The sequence below is a fragment of the Streptomyces sp. NPDC041108 genome (assembly GCF_055592645.1).
In genome coordinates this window covers 48309-64155 of record NZ_JBVIYK010000018.1, presented here as the reverse complement: position 1 = coordinate 64155, position 15847 = coordinate 48309, and the positions used below count along the sequence as shown (strand labels likewise).

At 72.0% G+C, this 15847-nt stretch carries 13 protein-coding genes; 5 read left to right on the top strand and 8 right to left on the bottom strand.

All coding sequences use genetic code 11. The features are described 5' to 3' along the window. Window positions 1–3: 3 nt before the first annotated feature. Window positions 4–633 carry an MBL fold metallo-hydrolase gene (locus ACZ6BB_RS35140; RefSeq protein ID WP_471619177.1) on the bottom strand — a complete coding sequence of 210 codons (630 nt, stop codon included), beginning with the start codon at window positions 631–633 and terminating at the stop codon, window positions 4–6. Beyond that, on the bottom strand, window positions 633–1718 hold the full coding sequence (locus ACZ6BB_RS35135) for an S-(hydroxymethyl)mycothiol dehydrogenase (RefSeq protein WP_471619176.1): 1086 nt from the start codon (window positions 1716–1718) through the stop codon (window positions 633–635). Before ACZ6BB_RS35135 ends, ACZ6BB_RS35140 begins: the two co-directional genes overlap by 1 nt. 191 nt (window positions 1719–1909) lie before the next feature. Here ACZ6BB_RS35135 and ACZ6BB_RS35130 point away from each other — a divergent pair, with 191 nt between their 5' ends. Then, window positions 1910–3670: an ABC transporter ATP-binding protein gene (locus ACZ6BB_RS35130; RefSeq protein ID WP_471619175.1), complete on the top strand. Its 1761-nt coding sequence runs from the start codon at window positions 1910–1912 to the stop codon at window positions 3668–3670. 29 nt (window positions 3671–3699) lie between these two features. Here the strand turns inward: ACZ6BB_RS35130 and ACZ6BB_RS35125 are convergent, their stop codons facing one another. Together ACZ6BB_RS35125 and ACZ6BB_RS35120 are read right to left on the bottom strand one after the other, a co-directional pair. Beyond that, window positions 3700–5160 carry an aldehyde dehydrogenase family protein gene (locus tag ACZ6BB_RS35125; protein ID WP_471619174.1) on the bottom strand — a complete coding sequence of 487 codons (1461 nt, stop codon included), beginning with the start codon at window positions 5158–5160 and terminating at the stop codon, window positions 3700–3702. A 182-nt stretch (window positions 5161–5342) separates the two neighbouring features. Next, a complete protein-coding gene (locus ACZ6BB_RS35120) occupies window positions 5343–5639 on the bottom strand; it encodes a hypothetical protein (RefSeq protein ID WP_471619173.1) in 297 nt (98 codons plus the stop codon). A gap of 165 nt (window positions 5640–5804) precedes the next feature. Here ACZ6BB_RS35120 and ACZ6BB_RS35115 point away from each other — a divergent pair, with 165 nt between their 5' ends. Then, a complete protein-coding gene (locus ACZ6BB_RS35115) occupies window positions 5805–6170 on the top strand; it encodes a nuclear transport factor 2 family protein (RefSeq protein WP_471619172.1) in 366 nt (121 codons plus the stop codon). A 111-nt stretch (window positions 6171–6281) separates the two neighbouring features. Continuing rightward, window positions 6282–7499: a glycosyltransferase gene (locus ACZ6BB_RS35110; RefSeq protein ID WP_471619259.1), complete on the top strand. Its 1218-nt coding sequence runs from the start codon at window positions 6282–6284 to the stop codon at window positions 7497–7499. A 128-nt stretch (window positions 7500–7627) separates the two neighbouring features. On the opposite strand, the gene ACZ6BB_RS35105 is transcribed toward ACZ6BB_RS35110, so the two are convergent. Next, window positions 7628–8290: a TetR/AcrR family transcriptional regulator gene (locus ACZ6BB_RS35105; RefSeq protein WP_471619171.1), complete on the bottom strand. Its 663-nt coding sequence runs from the start codon at window positions 8288–8290 to the stop codon at window positions 7628–7630. Between the two features lie 215 nt (window positions 8291–8505). Between ACZ6BB_RS35105 and ACZ6BB_RS35100 the strand changes: the two genes are divergently transcribed. Beyond that, a complete protein-coding gene (locus tag ACZ6BB_RS35100) occupies window positions 8506–9771 on the top strand; it encodes a YncE family protein (RefSeq protein ID WP_471619170.1) in 1266 nt (421 codons plus the stop codon). On the opposite strand, the gene ACZ6BB_RS35095 is transcribed toward ACZ6BB_RS35100, so the two are convergent. Continuing rightward, window positions 9764–11629: a glycoside hydrolase family 5 protein gene (locus tag ACZ6BB_RS35095; RefSeq protein ID WP_471619169.1), complete on the bottom strand. Its 1866-nt coding sequence runs from the start codon at window positions 11627–11629 to the stop codon at window positions 9764–9766. The genes ACZ6BB_RS35100 and ACZ6BB_RS35095 overlap by 8 nt on opposite strands. A 201-nt stretch (window positions 11630–11830) precedes the next feature. Continuing rightward, entirely contained in the window at window positions 11831–13882 is a 2052-nt protein-coding gene (locus tag ACZ6BB_RS35090; RefSeq protein ID WP_471619168.1) for a GTP-binding protein, read from the bottom strand. Window positions 13883–14109: 227 nt separating this feature from the next. On the opposite strand from ACZ6BB_RS35090, the gene ACZ6BB_RS35085 reads away from it, so the two are divergent. Beyond that, complete coding sequence (locus ACZ6BB_RS35085) at window positions 14110–15249, top strand: XdhC family protein (protein ID WP_471619167.1); 1140 nt, start codon at window positions 14110–14112, stop codon at window positions 15247–15249. A gap of 3 nt (window positions 15250–15252) precedes the next feature. On the opposite strand, the gene ACZ6BB_RS35080 is transcribed toward ACZ6BB_RS35085, so the two are convergent. Then, on the bottom strand, window positions 15253–15756 hold the full coding sequence (locus ACZ6BB_RS35080) for a metallophosphoesterase family protein (RefSeq protein ID WP_471619166.1): 504 nt from the start codon (window positions 15754–15756) through the stop codon (window positions 15253–15255). Window positions 15757–15847 lie beyond the last annotated feature (91 nt).

The following is a 15847-nucleotide window of genomic DNA, read 5'->3' as shown; positions in this document are numbered from 1 at the left end:
TCGTCAGTGACCGCGCGCGATCCACTCCTGGAGATGCGGGGCCTCCGCCCCGATCGTGGTGCTGTCGCCGTGCCCGGTGCGCACGACCGTGTCGGGCGGGAGGGCGAGGAGGCGGTCGCGGATGGAGTCGATGATCGTCGGGAAGTGGGAGTAGGAGCGGCCGGTGGCGCCGGGGCCGCCGTGGAAGAGGGTGTCGCCGGTGAAGACCGTGCCGAGGCCCGGGTCGTAGAGGCAGACGGCGCCCGGGGCGTGGCCGGGGGTGTGCAGGACGGTCAGGTCGGCGCCGGCGGCCTCGATGACCTGCCCGTCGGCCAGCCAGTGGTCGGGGAGCCGGTCGGGGTGGGTCTGCTTCCACAGCGGCAGATCGTCCGGGTGGAGCCAGATCGGCGCGCCGGTGCGCTCGGCGAGGGCGGGGGCCGCGTCGATGTGGTCGTTGTGGGCGTGGGTGCAGACGATGGCCGCCAGCCTGCGGTCGCCCACGGCCTCGGCGATCGCGTCGGCGTCGTGGGCGGCGTCGATGACGACGACCTCGTGGTCGTCGCCGACGAGCCAGACGTTGTTGTCGACGTCCCAGGTGCCGCCGTCGAGGCTGAACGTCCCTGAGGTGACGAGGTGTTCGATGCGGGCGGCCATCAGAGCGTCACCACCGAGCGAAGGACGTCGCCGGCGTGCATCCGCTCGAAGGCCTTCTCCACGTCGTCGAGCGCGATGGTCTCGGTGACGAACGCCTCCAGGTCCAGGCGCCCCTGCAGATACAGGTTGATCAGCATGGGGAAGTCTCGGTCGGGCAGGCAGTCGCCGTACCAGGAGGACTTCAGGGCGCCACCGCGGCCGAAGACGTCGAGGAGGGGGAGTTCGAGCTTCATCTCCGGGGTGGGGACGCCGACCAGGACGACCGTGCCGGCCAGGTCACGGGCGTAGAACGCCTGCTTGTACGTCTCCGGGCGGCCCACCGCCTCGATGACGACGTCGGCGCCGAAGCCGCCGGTCAGCTCACGGATCGCCTCGACGGGGTCGGTGTCCTTGGAGTTGACCGTGTGCGTGGCACCGATGCCCTTGGCGGTGGTGAGCTTCCGGTCGTCGATGTCGACCGCGATGATCTTCTCGGCACCCGCCAGCCGGGACCCGGCGATGGCCGCGTCCCCGACACCGCCGCAGCCGATCACGGCGACCGTGTCACCCCGGCCCACGTTGCCCGTGTTGATCGCCGCGCCGATGCCCGCCATCACCCCACAGCCCAGCAGACCCGCCACCGCCGGAGCGGCGGCCGGATCGACCTTGGTGCACTGACCGGCGGCGACCAGCGTCTTCTCCGCGAACGCCCCGATACCCAGCGCCGGGGACAGCTCGGTACCGTCGAGCAGGGTCATCCTCTGGGTGGCGTTGTGGGTGTTGAAGCAGTACCAGGGACGCCCGCGCCGACAGGCCCGACAACTCCCGCACACCGCACGCCAGTTGAGAATCACGAAGTCCCCGGGAACGACATCCGTGACCCCCGCGCCGACCGACTCCACCACACCGGCGGCCTCATGCCCGAGGAGGAAGGGGAAGTCGTCACTGATGCCGCCCTGCTTGTAGTGCAGGTCGGTGTGGCACACCCCGCACGCCTGCACCTTCACCACGGCCTCCCCCGGCCCCGGGTCGGGCACGACGATCGTCTCGATCCGCACCGGCTCGTTCCTGCCCGGTGCGATCACGCCGCGTACTTGCTGCGCCATGGTGAACCCTTCCGTCGATCCGAGATCGGGCGGTCGCCCGCCCACGGTCACCCTACGGAGTGACCAGCCGGTACCGCCTGCGGTGGGGTTCGTTCGCGGTCGAAAGTCGTTCCCGGTGTCGCGCGGCCCCGACGTAGGGTGAAGCTCCGCGCCCCGGTCCCCACTCCCCGACCGATCTGCCGAGGAGCCTCGTGAGCACCCCTGAGACCACGGCCGAACGGCAGCCGCCCACCTGGCGGCTGCTGCTCGGCTATGTACGACCCCACCGTTGGGCACTGTTGCTGGGCGCGCTGCTGTCCCTCGTGACCGGCGCCACCGGGCTCGCGCTGCCGCTGGTGGCCCGCGAGCTGATCGACGATCTCTCGCACGACCGGACCATCACCTGGGCCCTGGTGCTGATGTCCGTCCTGGTGGTCACCAACGCGGCGGTGGGCGCGGTGGGTTCGTACGTGCTGCGGCGCACCGCCGAGTCGGTGGTGCTCGGCGCGCGGCGCGCCCTGTCCTCGTATCTGCTGCGGCTGCGGATCACTGCGGTGGACCGCAGCGAGCCGGGCGACCTGATGGCCCGGATCACCTCCGACACCACCCTGCTGCGCGAGGTCACCACCGACACCCTGGTGGGCCTCGGCACCGGCGGGCTCACCCTGGTCGCGACGGTGGTGCTGATGGGTCTGGTGGACCCGGTGCTGCTGGCCGTGACGCTGGGCGTGATCGTGGGCGCGGGCGTCGTGTTCGGGGTGATCGTGCCGCGTATCAACCGGGCGAGCAGGGCCGCGCAGGACGCGGTCGGTGCCATGGGCGCCTCCCTGGAGCGGATCCTCGGCGCGCTGCGCACGGTGAAGGCGTCGGGTGCCGAGCACCGCGAGGAGGAGACGATCCACGCGGCGGCCGAGGAGTCGTGGCGCCAGAGCGTCCGGGCCGCCAAGTGGTCGGCCGCCGCCGGGAACACGGCGGGGCTCGCCATGCAGATCGCCTTCATCACGGTGCTGGCGGTGGGCGGCGCCCGGGTCGCGACCGGCGCGATCGACGTGGGCACCCTGGTGGCGTTCCTGCTGTACGTCTTCTATCTGATGTCGCCGATACAGCAGGTCGTGGGAGCGGTCACCCAGTACCAGACCGGTGCCGCCGCGCTCTCCCGCATCCAGGAGGCGCTGCGGCTGCCCGCGGAACCGGCCGCCGAACCGGCTCCGCTGCCGTCCGCCGACGCGGCACCCGCCGCGCTCGCCTTCGACGAGGTCCGCTTCCGCTACGCCGACGATCTGCCGTACGTCCACCACGGGGTGACCTTCGAGGTCCCGGCGCGGGGCATGACGGCGTTCGTGGGCCCCTCGGGTGCCGGCAAGACGACGGTCTTCTCGCTCATCGAGCGGTTCTACGACCCCGAGGCGGGCCTCGTCACGGTCGACGGCCGCGATGTCGCCGAGTGGGAGCTGACCCGGCTGCGGTCCGCGATCGGCTACGTCGAGCAGGACGCTCCCGTGCTGTCCGGGAGCCTGCGCGACAACCTGCTCCTCGGCAACCCGGACGCCGGCGAGGGCGAACTCACGCGGGTGCTGAAGACGACCCGGCTGGACGGCCTGGTGGCCAAGCTGCCGCAGGGCCTTGAGACCCTGGTCGGTCACCGGGGCACCAAGCTGTCCGGCGGCGAACGCCAGCGGGTGGCCATCGCCCGCGCCCTGCTGCGCCGCCCCCGTCTGCTGCTGCTCGACGAGGCGACGAGTCAGCTGGACGCGGTGAACGAGGCGGCGCTGCGCGACACGGTCGCCGACGTGGCCCGGACGACGACGGTGCTGGTCGTCGCCCACCGGCTGTCGACGGTGACGGCGGCCGACCGCATCGTCGTGATGGACGCGGGCCGGGTCCGCGCGGTCGGTACCCATCGCGAACTCGTGGCCGCCGACCCGCTGTACGCGGAGCTGGCGGCCACGCAGTTCCTCGCGACGGCCGGTTAGACCGGCGCGCCGAGAGCCCTCCCGGTCGGTCAGAAGGGGAAGTGGGAGTGCTGGGTGGCGATGGTGACCCAGCGGGTGTTGGAGAAGGCCTCGATGCCCCAGCGGCCGCCGAAGCGGCCGTAGCCGGAGGCCTTCACGCCGCCGAAGGGGACCATCGGCTCGTCGGCCACGGACTGGTCGTTGACGTGCACGATGCCGGTACGGATCCGGCGGGCGACGGCCAGGCCGTGGGTGGCGCTCTCGGTGATGATGCCGCAGCTCAGGCCGTTGTCGGTGTCGTTCGCGGCGGCCACGGCCTCCTCGTCGTCGGTGAACGTCTGCACCACGCACAGCGGACCGAAGGACTCCTGGTGGTACAGGTCGGCGTCCGGGGAGACCCCGGCGAGCACGGTCGCCGGGTGCACCGCACCCTCCGGCCGCCCGCCCCCGGTCAGGACCGTGGCGCCCTTGGCGACCGCGTCCTCGACCAGGGTGGCGATCCGCCCGGCGGCAGCGGCACTGACCAGCGGGCCGACCACGGTGTGCGGGTGGCTGGGGTCACCGGCCTGCAGGGAGGCGACCTTGGCGGTGAACTTCCGCGTGAACTCCTCCGCCAGCGACTCGTGCACCAGGATCCGGTCACCGCACATGCAGATCTGTCCGGCGTTCATGAAGACACTGAAGGTGACCGCGTCGACGGCGTAGTCCACATCGGCGTCCCCGAGCACGATCACGGAGTTCTTCCCGCCCAGCTCCAGCACGGCGGGCTTGAGGTGACGGGCCGCGTGCTCACCGATGATCCGCCCCACGCCGGTGGAGCCGGTGAAGTTCACCGCGCGCACCCGCGGATCGGAGATCAGCGCCTCGGCGATCTCCGCCGCGTCCTCGGGCGCGTTGGTGACCACGTTGAGGACACCGTCGGGCAGCCCGGCCTCCCGCAGCACGTCCGCGACCAGCAGTCCGCAGGCGATCGGCGCGTCCTCGCTGGGCTTGACGACGACGGTGTTGCCGGCGGCCAGCGGCGCCGCCACGGCCCGGACACCGAGGATGACCGGCGCGTTCCACGGCGCGAACGCCGCCACCACGCCCAGCGGCTCGCGCACCGCCAGGCTCAGCGCGCCCTCCTTCTGCGTGGCCAGGACCTCACCCCGCGGAGCGGTGACCGCGGCCGCCGCCTCACGCAGCATGTTCGCCGCCAGCGCCACGTTGAAGTACGCCCACGGCCGGGTGCCGCCCACCTCGCGGGCCATGATGTCGGCGATCTGCTCGCTGCGGCCCTCCAGCAGGTCGGCGGCCTTGTGGAAGATCGCCCGCCGGGCGAACGGGGCCAGCGCGGCCCACTCCTCGAACGCCGCGTCGGCCGCCTCCACCGCCCGGGCCACATCCTCCGGCCCGGCCGCCGCGACCGTCGCGTACACCTCCCCCGTGAACGGGTCGAGGTCCTCGGCGGTGCGGCCGGACGCGGCAGGCACGTCCTTGCCGCCGATCAGAAGGTCACGGGTCAGGGCCATGATGCTGCTTCCTCGGGTACGTAGCGACGACGGTACGTGATCGAGCATGATCGCTCGCGAACGATCGTAGTGCGAAATTCAATTACGTTACTGTTCCGTGATGCTCTGCCCGACTCCCGGAGAATGTCAAGAGCCCCACCGCACTGTCAGCGGCGGGGCTCTCGGCCGTCCGGCCGGCTTCGCTACTGCACGGCGCCCAGCAGACCGAGGGCGGGCGCGGCCAGGTCGGTGACCTGGTGCAGCTCGTTCAGGCGGTTCAGCTCGTGGACCTGGTCGAGGCTCCTGAGTTGCTGCGAGGGACGCGGAAGGCTCTCCTTCCGCTCCGCGGGGAGGTCGCTGACGGCGAGCGAGTCCAGCGTGGACATCGGGTTGATGCGGGTGGCGTCCGCCGTCGCGTCCGCGTTCGCCATCGGTGCGGCCAGGCCCGTGACACCGATGGCGAGACCCACGGCGGCGACGACACGTCGAGTTGAGATCATGCCCTCAGCAACGGGTGCCGGCCCCGGTCGGTCACGGCCGCTCACCCGTGAGGCGCATGTCCGCCACCGCGCTTGCCGGGCGCGGCCCGGCGGAGGAGCCTGGCAGGAGAGGCCTGAGCGGCCCGCTGCCTCCTGCCGGGCCCCGGCCTTCGAAGGAGGTCAGCCATGGGCACCTCGACGAGCCCCGCCTTCGATGTCGAAGCGCTGCGCCGGGGCACTGAGGAAGCGAACGCGGCGACGCTGACGTCGCTCTACGCGGACGACGCCGAGATACGGGTCGTGGACCGCAACACCCAGCCCAGCCACCCCAAGGTGATGCACGGCCGGGACGCGATCGCCGCGATGTACGACGACGTCTGCAGCCGGGAGATGACCCACAAGGTCGAGCAGTGCCTGGTCCAGGGCGATCAGGTCGCCCTCACCGAGTCCTGCGAGTACCCCGACGGGGTGCGGGTCTGGGCCAGTTCGATGATCTCCCTGCGCGACGGCAAGATCATCGACCACACCATGGTCCAGGCCTGGGACGAGTAGCCCCTCCCTCGCGGGCGGTTTCGGACAGCGGCTCTTTCGGGTCATCGCGGTGCGTTCCGCTGCCGGGGTTTGCGCGGCGACGCGATACTGGCGGGCGTGCGTGTAGCGATCATGACAGCGGGTTCCCGGGGTGACGTGGCCCCGTACACCGGGCTGGGGCACGGGCTGGTGCGGGCCGGGCACGAGGTCACGCTGGTGACGCACGCCCGGTTCGAGCCGCTGGTGGCGGGCTCGGGAGTCGCCTTCCACGCCCTCCCCGTGGATCCCCGGGCGGAGCTGGAGTCGGAGCGCGGCCGGGGACTGCACCGGAGTTCCACCGGAGCGGGGAAGCTGTACCGGGCGGCGGAGATGGCGCGGAGCCTGGTGGGGCGGATGGCCGGTGAACTGGTGGCCGCCGCCCGGGCAGGTGACGTCCTGCTGCTGGCCGGCACGGTCGCGCCGCTCGGTCACGCCATCGGCCGGGGGCTGTCGCTCCCGAGCCTGGGCGTGAACCTGCAACCCCTCGCGCCGACGCGGGAGTTCGCCCCGCCGATGACCGGGGTCCGGTCCTGGGGCCCGGTCGGCAACCGGATGGCCGGGCACGCGGTGAACGCGGCCGTCGAGTGGATCTTCAAGGAGGAGGTGCGGCGGCTGCGCACGGAGTACGGGCTCCCGCCCGTCGGCCGGGTGGGTGCGCGAAGCGGCGGTGAGGGGCCGGTCCTCCACGGCTTCAGCCCCCGGGTGGTGCCCCGCCCCGGCGACTGGCGGGCCGGGCACGACGTCACCGGCTACTGGTGGCCGTACGACCGCGAGGACCGGCTGCCCGCGGCGCTGCTCGACTTCCTCGACGCCGGACCGCCCCCGGTCTTCGTGGGCCTGGGCAGCGCGACCGTGCCCGATGCCGGGCGGATGAGCGGCGAGATCGTCCGTGCCCTGCGGGCGGCCGGGCTGCGCGGGGTCGTCCAACGGGGCTGGGGTGAACTGCGGGGCGAGGGCGAGGACATGTTCACGGTGGGCGAGGCGCCCCACTCCCTGCTCTTCCCGAGGATGGCGGCCGTCGTCCACCACGCGGGCGCGGGCACCACGGCGGCGGGCCTGCGCGCCGGGGTCCCGGCGGTGCCGGTGCCCGTGCAGTTCGACGAGGGCTTCTGGGCGGCCCGTCTCGTCGCCCTCGGAGTGTCCCCCGGAGCCGTACCGCTGCGCGGCTTCACGTCCGCCGCGCTGGAGGCCGCCCTGCGACGCGCGACCACCGACCCGTCGTACGCCCGTCGCGCACGCGTCCTGGCGCAGGAGCTGCGCGGCGAGGACGGGGTCCGACCGGTCCTGACGGCCCTGGACCGGCTCGCCTGACCACGCGGCCTCCCGCTCGGCCCCTCCCTCGACCGGGACCGGGACCGGGACCACCGAACGCGGTCACCGCCCCGCTCCCGGCCACCACCTCGACCGCCCTCGGCCGCCGACCGGCCGCCGCACCCGTCTCAGCCCTCCCCCGGACTCCACCCCGCCGGGCGCAGTATCCCCAGCAGCAGGCCGACCAGTTCGTCGACCACCTCGTCCAGGGGGGCGTCGACCCAGCCGGCCTGCCAGTCGTGGAGGAGGCCGTTGACGCTGCCGATGAAGGCCGCGGCGGCGATGCGGTAGTCGCGGGGGGCGGCCTCGCCGCGTTCGGCGGCCGCGGTGGCCTCGGCACAGATGAAGTCGACCCAGCGGGAGCGGCGTTCGAGGCGTTGGCGCTCCAGGCGGGGGCTGACGCCGATGATCTCGGTGAAGGTGATCCGCAGCCGGCGCGGGTCGCCCGTGACGTTCGCGGCGTAGGCGCGGAACGCCGCCGTGGCGCGCTCGGCGACCGACTGCCCCTGCGCCGCCGCGAGTCCGGTGAGCGCGGCCTCCTCGGCCCAGTCGTTGACGCGCAGATGCAGGGCGGCCAGCACCTCCTCCAACGTGGTGAACTCCTCGTAGAACTGACGGGTCGACAGGCCGGCGGCCTCGCTCAGGCCCGCGATCGTGGTCGCCCGGAAGCCGGGGCTGTCGCCGAACAGCTGCAGGCCCGCGTCGAGGAACCGGTCCCGACGCTCGGCCCGGCGCTCCGCCGCGGACCTCCCCCCGTACCGACCGGTGGGCTGTCTGAGCCTGCCCGCCACGCTGATCCTCCCGACATGACGCCACTCGCCGCGACGGCCGGGTTCGGCCGTCGGTCGATTTTGTCGTGTCCCCGGTCTTGTGGTGAAGCGGGGCCGTTCCTTACTTTCCAGTAAGTCGATCTGAACGCCGACGTATTCAGACTCCCGTCGCCCCTTCCGACCTTCGCGGTCCCTGAGTCGCCTTGTCATGCCTTGAGCAAGCTGGAGGAACCGAAATGTCCGTCGTCCCCACCCCCCGCCGTCGTAGGACCCGGCATGTCGGTGCCGCCGTCGCCGCTCTCGCACTGACCGCCTCGGCCGTGGCGACCGCCTCTCCGGCGAGCGCCGCGGCCGACCTGCGGGAGGTGATGTTCGTGGGCAACAACTGGGAGGGCACCGCGGACGTCATCAAGGCCTCCGGCGACTTCGCCAAGATCGGCCGGATCAACGTCATCCCCGACAAGGCCGCCCGGATGGCGGAGATCAACGCCGATCCGATCCGCTGGATCGCCTACATGACGATCCGCAACAGCGTGGGCGAGGGCCACGACCAGTACGTGGACGACATGTACTCCACGCCGGACGGCTCCTCGATGGTCGTCTCCCGCCCGAGCTTCGCCGACGTGGTCTCCATCAACATCAGGACCGGCGCCGTCAACTGGCGCTTCCCCGTGTCGGGTTACCGCTCCGACCACATGGCGGTCTCCCCCGACGGCAAGCGCGTGGCGGTGTCGGCGTCGACCGGCAACACCGTGCACGTCCTGGACATCGTCACCGGCCGCCAGCTCGGTTCGTTCAAGACCGGCGACAAGCCGCACGAGAACATCTTCACCAAGGACGGCAAGTACATCTGGAACATGGCGATCGGCGACGTCAACACCCAGACCGACGCGCCCTGGCTGGACTGGACGAAGGGCGACCGCAAGATCACGGTCGCCGACGCGAACACCTTCCAGCAGGTCAAGGTGATCGACATGCGCGCGCGGCTCGACGCCGTCGGGCTGAGCGACTACTCGGACGCGGTCCGCCCCGCCGCCTTCTCGCCCGACGAGACGAAGCTGTACTTCCAGGTGTCGTTCTTCAACGGCTTCTTCGAGTACGACATCGCCACCGACAAGATCACCCGTACCAAGACCCTGCCGAAGTCCCCGGGCGTCAGCGACGACCGGACGACCTTCGTCAACGACTCGCGCCACCATGGCCTCACGATGAAGCCGGACGGCACGAAGCTGTGCATCGCCGGCACGATGGACGACTACGCGACCGTCGTGGACCGCGCGACCTTCCAGGAGGGCCCGCTCGTCCCCGTCTCCAAGCCGTACTGGTCGACCGTCAGCGGTGACGGCAAGTCCTGTGTGGTCTCCGAGAGCGGCGCCGACCAGGTCACGGCGATCGACTTCGCGACCGGCAGGAAGACCGTGTCCGTCGCAGTCGGCGACCACCCCCAGCGGGTGCGTGTGGCACAGGTGCCCGCCGACTGGACCGGACCCTCGGCTAACTGAACCTGGCGGTCAGCCAGTTCGACAGCTCCGTCCGTGCCGCGCCCAGTTGCGCGGCGGACGGGGCTGTCGCGCCGTTGGTGACCAGGGCGTAGTGCAGCTTGCCCGTGTCGGCGGCGGTCAGCAGCAGACGGCGGCTGCCGGTGCCGCCCGGTTCCTTCGCGGCGGCGATCGGTGTGGACGTGGTGTACGCCGGCGGCGCCGCCGACACTCCGAGGTCGGACACCACCGTGGTGGACGCGGTGGGGAAGGACGCCGGGAGGTGGAGTTCGGTCGGCTCCGCGCTGCCGTCCGAGCGCCAGACCAGCAGGGAGTACTGGCCGGAGCCGACGAGCGAGGAGACGTTCGGCAGTGAGCCGGGCACCGGGTTCCACGTCAGGGTCGTGGAACCGTCCCGCGAGCGGTCCTCGTAGGTGAAGGCGACCGTGCTGCCCGCCGTGGCGCTCGGGTAGATCCGGTCCAGCATCCGGGCGTCCTGGCGGAGCACGGCCGTACCGGAGTCGTCGAGACGTACCGCCGACAGGTCCTCACCGTTCCAGGCGTCACCCTCGGCCTGCACCTTGTCGGGGTTGTCGTTCATCAGCTCGCGATGGCGGCCCCAGTAGATGTCCCACTGCCACTGGGAGCCGGAGAGGACCGGGCCCGAGGAGGCCGGCTTCGACCACCAGTCGACGCCCTTCACCCGGGAGTCCAGCGCCTGGTACATCGCCTTGTAGACCGTGGGCGCCTTGTCGGAGACCGAACCGCTGAGCGGGTGCCCGAACTCGCTGACGACGGCCGTGGTGCCGCCGGCGGCGGCCCGGTCGCGCACGGTCCCGAAGTCGTTCACGTACTGGCCGTTCTCCGCCTTGCCCCACATGAAGATGCCGGAGATCGCCTTCTGGTCGTAGAAGTGGGTGTTGAAGACGTAGCGCGGTCCGACGGTGCCCGCGTCGAGGAGTCCGCCCTCCTGCTTCTGGAAGTCGATGTTGGCGTTCCAGAACAGGTTCGGCTCGACGAAGGCCGGTTTGGCCTGCCAGCCCGCCGCGTCCATCCGGGAGCGGAACTTGACGTAGAACGGCCACAGGACGTCCTTCTCCCACGTCCTGCTGGTCTGCCCCGAGTCGAGCACGCCCGGATGCGGCTCGTTCCACGGGTCGAAGCCGACGACGCCCTGGAACTGGGCGGACGTGAGGTTCGACCTCACGTACGCCATCGTCTTCTGCGCGGTGTCCAGGAAGGAGTCCTGGACACCGTAGGTGTTGTGCCAGAAGTCGTACGTCGACTTCGTCACCGCCGCGTTGGAGGTGATGTTCTGGCCCCAGAAGGGGCAGATCCCGCAGTACTCGTCGGGGTAGTTGCCGAGGTCGACGGCCCACTTGGGCGCGCCGTCGCCGGTGTACCAGCTGTCGGAGTCGAACAGCCAGCGGGAGTACAGATCCTGGTGGAAGTCGGGGTAGACCCTGATCCCCGCGTCCAGGAAGGCGCCCATCTGCGCGGTGGCCGCCGCGAGGTAGGCGGTGCTCACCTGCCCGCGTACCGGTTCCGCGTACGCCCAGGAGAGCAGGAAGCGGACGGAGTTGCCGCCGCCGAGCGCCCTGAGCGCGGTCGCCGACTTCCTCGCGTCGGCGACCGACGCGAAGGGCAGACCGTTGTTCTCCTTGAGTTTCGTCTCACCCGAGACGTTGTAGCCGCGCAGGACGACCTCGCGGCCGAGTCCGTCCTTGAAGCGGCCGCCCTCGACGGTGAGGGTGGCCGCGGCCTGCGAGTCGAACCAGAGATCATCAGTGAGAGCGGAGGCGGGCTGGGTGGGGCCCGCCGTGGTCAGGAAGCCGGTGACGAGTACCAGGACACCGAGCAGACGAGTGCGCAATCTTGACATGTCCGCCACATTCGACATGTGCACTACCGTCCCAATGGTCAGGCGGGCCGTCAATAGCAACTGACGCACGAGTAAGTACCCCTTTTTGCAGGGGAGTTCACCTGTCACGGCCGATTCTTTGCCCTGCGCGGCCAGGCGGGCCCTTGTGCGGGCGCGCGGGGACCCGATAAAGACCCCCGCGCGTTCGTCCCGCGCCGTCGCTCAGATCCCCACCCGCCGGGTCAGGTTCAGCAGGTATTCCTTGCGGTCGAGGGGGTTGTGGTCGGTACGCGGCCGTTCGGGGACGGTCGGGCCGGCGACGGGCGCGTAGTGGTCGAACGCGGTCTCCAGCTCGCCCTCCCCGTTGGTCGGTCCGGGCAGCCGCTGCTCCAGCTCATGCACCCGGGCGGCGGGCACCAGCCCCTCCAGCCGTACGGCCGCCCCGCTCGCGCGGGTGCTTCGGGGTACGGCGCGCAGCGCGGCGAGCACCGGCAGCAGCGCGCCCAGGGTGTCGGCCGGGGCGTCGACGCGGAAGCGGTGCACCGGCTCGTGGACGCGGGTGCCGGCGCGCCGCAGGGCGTCCATCAGGACCAGCGGGGTCAGGCCCCGGAAGTCCGCGCCGGTGCTCGACATGCTCTTGTCGAAGCCCTGGTGGGCGTGGCTCTGGCGGGGCGAGTAGCCGGAGTGCGTCATCGTGACCGTGCAGTCCGGGACCCGCCAGCCGTGGAGTCCCTGCTCCAGCGTCTCCCGGACCGTGTCCTCGACGGCCTTGAAGAACGCGTACGGCATGGATCCCAGCTCCACCTCCAGCCGGAACCCGACCCCGGAGCCGGCCGGCGCCGGTTCCACCCGCAGCCCGACCGTCGCAAGGAACGGGTTGCCGTCCTTCTTGTTGTACTCGACGGCCGCGCCGCATCCGGCGAGACGCTCGACGCAGAGGGTCGTCGTCTCGCGGAAGGTGACGTCGAGGCCGTACTCGTCGGCGAGCGTCGCCTGTACGACCTCCTTCTGCACCTCCCCGTACAGCGACACCGAGATCTCCTGACGGAGTTCGTCGTGCCGGAGACCGATCAGGGGGTCCTGCTCGGCGAGTTGGGTGAGGGCGAGGTGGAGGGCGCCGCCGTCCTCCGCACGGGCGGGCAGGACGACCGTTTCGAGGGTGGGCGGGGCGAAGTGGTGCCCGTCGGCCGCCGCCCGTGCCCGTGGTGTGCCGACGGTGTCGCCGATCCGGATGTCGGCGAGGCCCCACAGCCGTGCGATCCGGCCCGCCGTCACGGCCGTCGCGCGCACGTCGCTCCCGCCCTCGAAGACGCCGATCGCGGTGACCTTGCCCTCGCGGGTGCCGTCCCGGAAGGTCAGCCGGTCGCGAACGCGTACGGTTCCGGCGAACATCCGCACGTAGGCGATCTTCTCGCCCGCCGGGCCGCGCTCGACCTTGAAGACGGTGCCGGAGGGCGGGGTGTCCGCGCCGGTCGCGCCGGTGGTGTCCGACGCGTCTGTGGTGCCCGACGCGCCTGTGGTGTCCGACGCGTCCGTCGCGGGCAGCAACGCGCTGATGCCGTCGATGAGTTCGGCGATCCCCGCGCCGGTGATCGCCGAGCCGTGGAACACCGGATGGACCAGGGCTTCGGCGGTCTGGGCGGCGAGGGCCGCGCGCAACCGGGTGTCGGGGACGGCCGCCCCGTCGTCCACATAGGCGGCGAGCAGGCCCTCGTCGTGCTCGGCGAGGAGTTCCAGGAGCCGGGGCGGGAGGGGGGCGTACGGGGTGAAGCGGGCCTCGGGCGTACCGAGTTCGGCGACCTCGCCCATGGGGACGATCGCCGGGCTGAGGCGGGCCGCGATGCTCTCCAGCAGGTCCTGGTGGCGCGCGCCGCGGCGGTCGAGCTTGTTGACGAAGACCAGCGTGGGGATGCGCAGGCGCCGCAGGGTGCGCATCAGGACGCGGGTCTGCGCCTGGACGCCCTCGACGGCCGAGACGACCAGGACGGCGCCGTCGAGCACGTCGAGCACACGCTCCACCTCGGCGATGAAGTCGGGGTGGCCGGGGGTGTCGATGAGGTTGACGGTGAGGTCGTCGATCTCGAACGAGACGACGGCGGACTTGATGGTGATGCCTCGTTGCCGTTCCAGCGCGAGGGTGTCCGTGCGGGTGCTGCCGTCGTCGACGCTGCCGATCTCGTCGATCACTCCGACGGTGTGCAGGAGGCGTTCGGTCAGGCTGGTCTTACCCGCGTCGACGTGCGCGAGGATGCCGAGGTTGAGGGTGCGTGACAAGCGTCGGGTCCTTGGAGATAGGGGACATTCCTTCCTGGTCGGACAGGGACGCTGCGCGCATCGGGGCTCCTCGGACGCTCGGGGCTGCTGCCGGCTTCTTCCGGCCTCCTCCGCAGTGAAGCAAGGCGGTCTGCGCACCCGCAAACGGTTTTCCCGCCCCCGGCGGGCGGCGGGGGCCGAGTCGGCGGACGCTGGAGGCACGGGGCGATGGTGAGAGGAGTGGGCCCGTGCGTGAGGTTCTTCCGGCGCTCGGCGGGTGGTACACGGCGGGCTCCCCCTTCGGGCTGGCGACGGTGGTCGCGGTCAGCCGCAGCGCGCCGCGCGGGCCGGGGGCCGCCATGGCGGTCGGGCCCGGTGACGAGGTCGTCGGCAGCGTCTCCGGGGGCTGTGTGGAGGGGGCGGTGTTCGAGCTGGCCCGGGAGGTCGTGGCGTCCGGGGAGGCGCGGCTGGAGACCTTCGGTTACAGCGACGAGGACGCGTTCGCGGTGGGGCTGACGTGCGGCGGGGAGATCACACTGCTGGTACGGCGGGTGACGGCGGCCGAGGACCCCGCCTTCGGGCGGGTCGCGGAGTCCGTGGCCGCCGGGCGCCCGGTGACCGTGGCGACCGTGCTCGACGGCCCGGCCCCGCGCGGCGCCACCCTCGCCGTGTGGCCGGACCCGGCGCCGGGCGCGCCCCTCGCGCCGGGCACCCTCGGCACCCTCGGCTCCGCGGGGCTGGACGTGGCCGTGGCCGCCGACGCGCGGGGTGAGCTGGCCCAGGGTGCCACCGGGCAGCGGCACTACGGTCCGCACGGTGAACGGCGCGAGGACGCGGTCACCGTCTTCCTGCACTCCTTCGCGCCGCCGCCCCGCATGCTGGTGTTCGGGGCGATCGACTACGCGGCCGCGGTCGCCCGTATCGGCGATTTCCTGGGCTACCGGGTCACGGTCTGCGACGCGCGCCCGGTGTTCGCCACCCCGAAGCGCTTCCCCGCCGCCGTCGAGGTGATCGTCGACTGGCCGCACCGGTATCTGCGCGGCACACCCACCGACGACCGCACGGTGATCTGCGTCCTCACCCATGACCCCAAGTTCGACGTGCCGCTGCTGCGCGAGGCGTTGCGCCGGCCGGCCGCGTACATCGGGGCGATGGGCAGCCGCCGCACGCACGACGACCGGGCGCGGCGGCTGCGGGAGGCCGGGCTGGGCGCCGCCGACCTGTCCCGGCTGCGCTCCCCCGTCGGCCTCGACCTCGGCGCCCGCACCCCGGAAGAGGTCGCCGTCTCCGTCGCCGCGGAGATCGTCGCACTCCGATGGGGCGGCACCGGCACCCCCCTGACCGCGACCACCGGGGCCATCCACCCGCCGCCGGAACCGTCGCGGTGACGGTCAGGTGCGGGGCGGCAGTCGGTGGAGGCGGACGTCCGTCAGTTCGCCGTCCGCCGCCGTCGCCGTCATGTACGTGCAGTGCGGCTGGCGGCGGCGGTCGGTCGGGGAGCCGGGGTTGAGCAGGCGCAGGCCGGTGGCCGCGGTCGTGTCCCAGGGGATGTGGCTGTGGCCGAAGACGAGGACGTCGGTGTCGGGGAAGCGGGCGGCGCAGCGCGGCTCGCGGCCATGGGCGGGGCCCGTCTCGTGGACGACGGCGAGGCGCAGACCGGCCAGTTCGGCGTGGGCGACCTCGGGGAGGCGGGCGCGCAGGGCGGGGCCGTCGTTGTTGCCGTACACGGCGATCAGCCGGCGTGAACGGGTCTGCAGCAGGTCGAGGGTGTCCTCGTCGACCCAGTCGCCGGCGTGGACGACCACGTCGGCCTCCGCGATCTCGGCGAGGAGCCGTTCGGGCAGCGCCTTGGCGCGCTTGGGCAGGTGGGTGTCGGTCGTCAGCAGGAGGCGCACGGGGACAGGGTCGCATCCGGCGGGGCCGCACCGGCGTCCGACGGCGCGGGAAACCGCACGAGAGACCACGCGAGAGACCGCGCGAACGACC

Excerpts from the sequence above, each read along its gene's own strand:
- ACZ6BB_RS35110 (WP_471619259.1), top strand. The coding sequence starts at position 6,282 with ATGACAGCGGGTTCCCGGGGTGACGTGGCCCCGTACACCGGGCTGGGG.
- ACZ6BB_RS35095 (WP_471619169.1), bottom strand. The coding sequence starts at position 11,629 with ATGTCAAGATTGCGCACTCGTCTGCTCGGTGTCCTGGTACTCGTCACC.
- ACZ6BB_RS35135 (WP_471619176.1), bottom strand. The coding sequence starts at position 1,718 with ATGGCGCAGCAAGTACGCGGCGTGATCGCACCGGGCAGGAACGAGCCG.
- ACZ6BB_RS35115 (WP_471619172.1), top strand. The coding sequence starts at position 5,805 with ATGGGCACCTCGACGAGCCCCGCCTTCGATGTCGAAGCGCTGCGCCGG.
- ACZ6BB_RS35140 (WP_471619177.1), bottom strand. The coding sequence starts at position 633 with ATGGCCGCCCGCATCGAACACCTCGTCACCTCAGGGACGTTCAGCCTC.
- ACZ6BB_RS35120 (WP_471619173.1), bottom strand. The coding sequence starts at position 5,639 with ATGATCTCAACTCGACGTGTCGTCGCCGCCGTGGGTCTCGCCATCGGT.
- ACZ6BB_RS35125 (WP_471619174.1), bottom strand. The coding sequence starts at position 5,160 with ATGGCCCTGACCCGTGACCTTCTGATCGGCGGCAAGGACGTGCCTGCC.
- ACZ6BB_RS35100 (WP_471619170.1), top strand. The coding sequence starts at position 8,506 with ATGTCCGTCGTCCCCACCCCCCGCCGTCGTAGGACCCGGCATGTCGGT.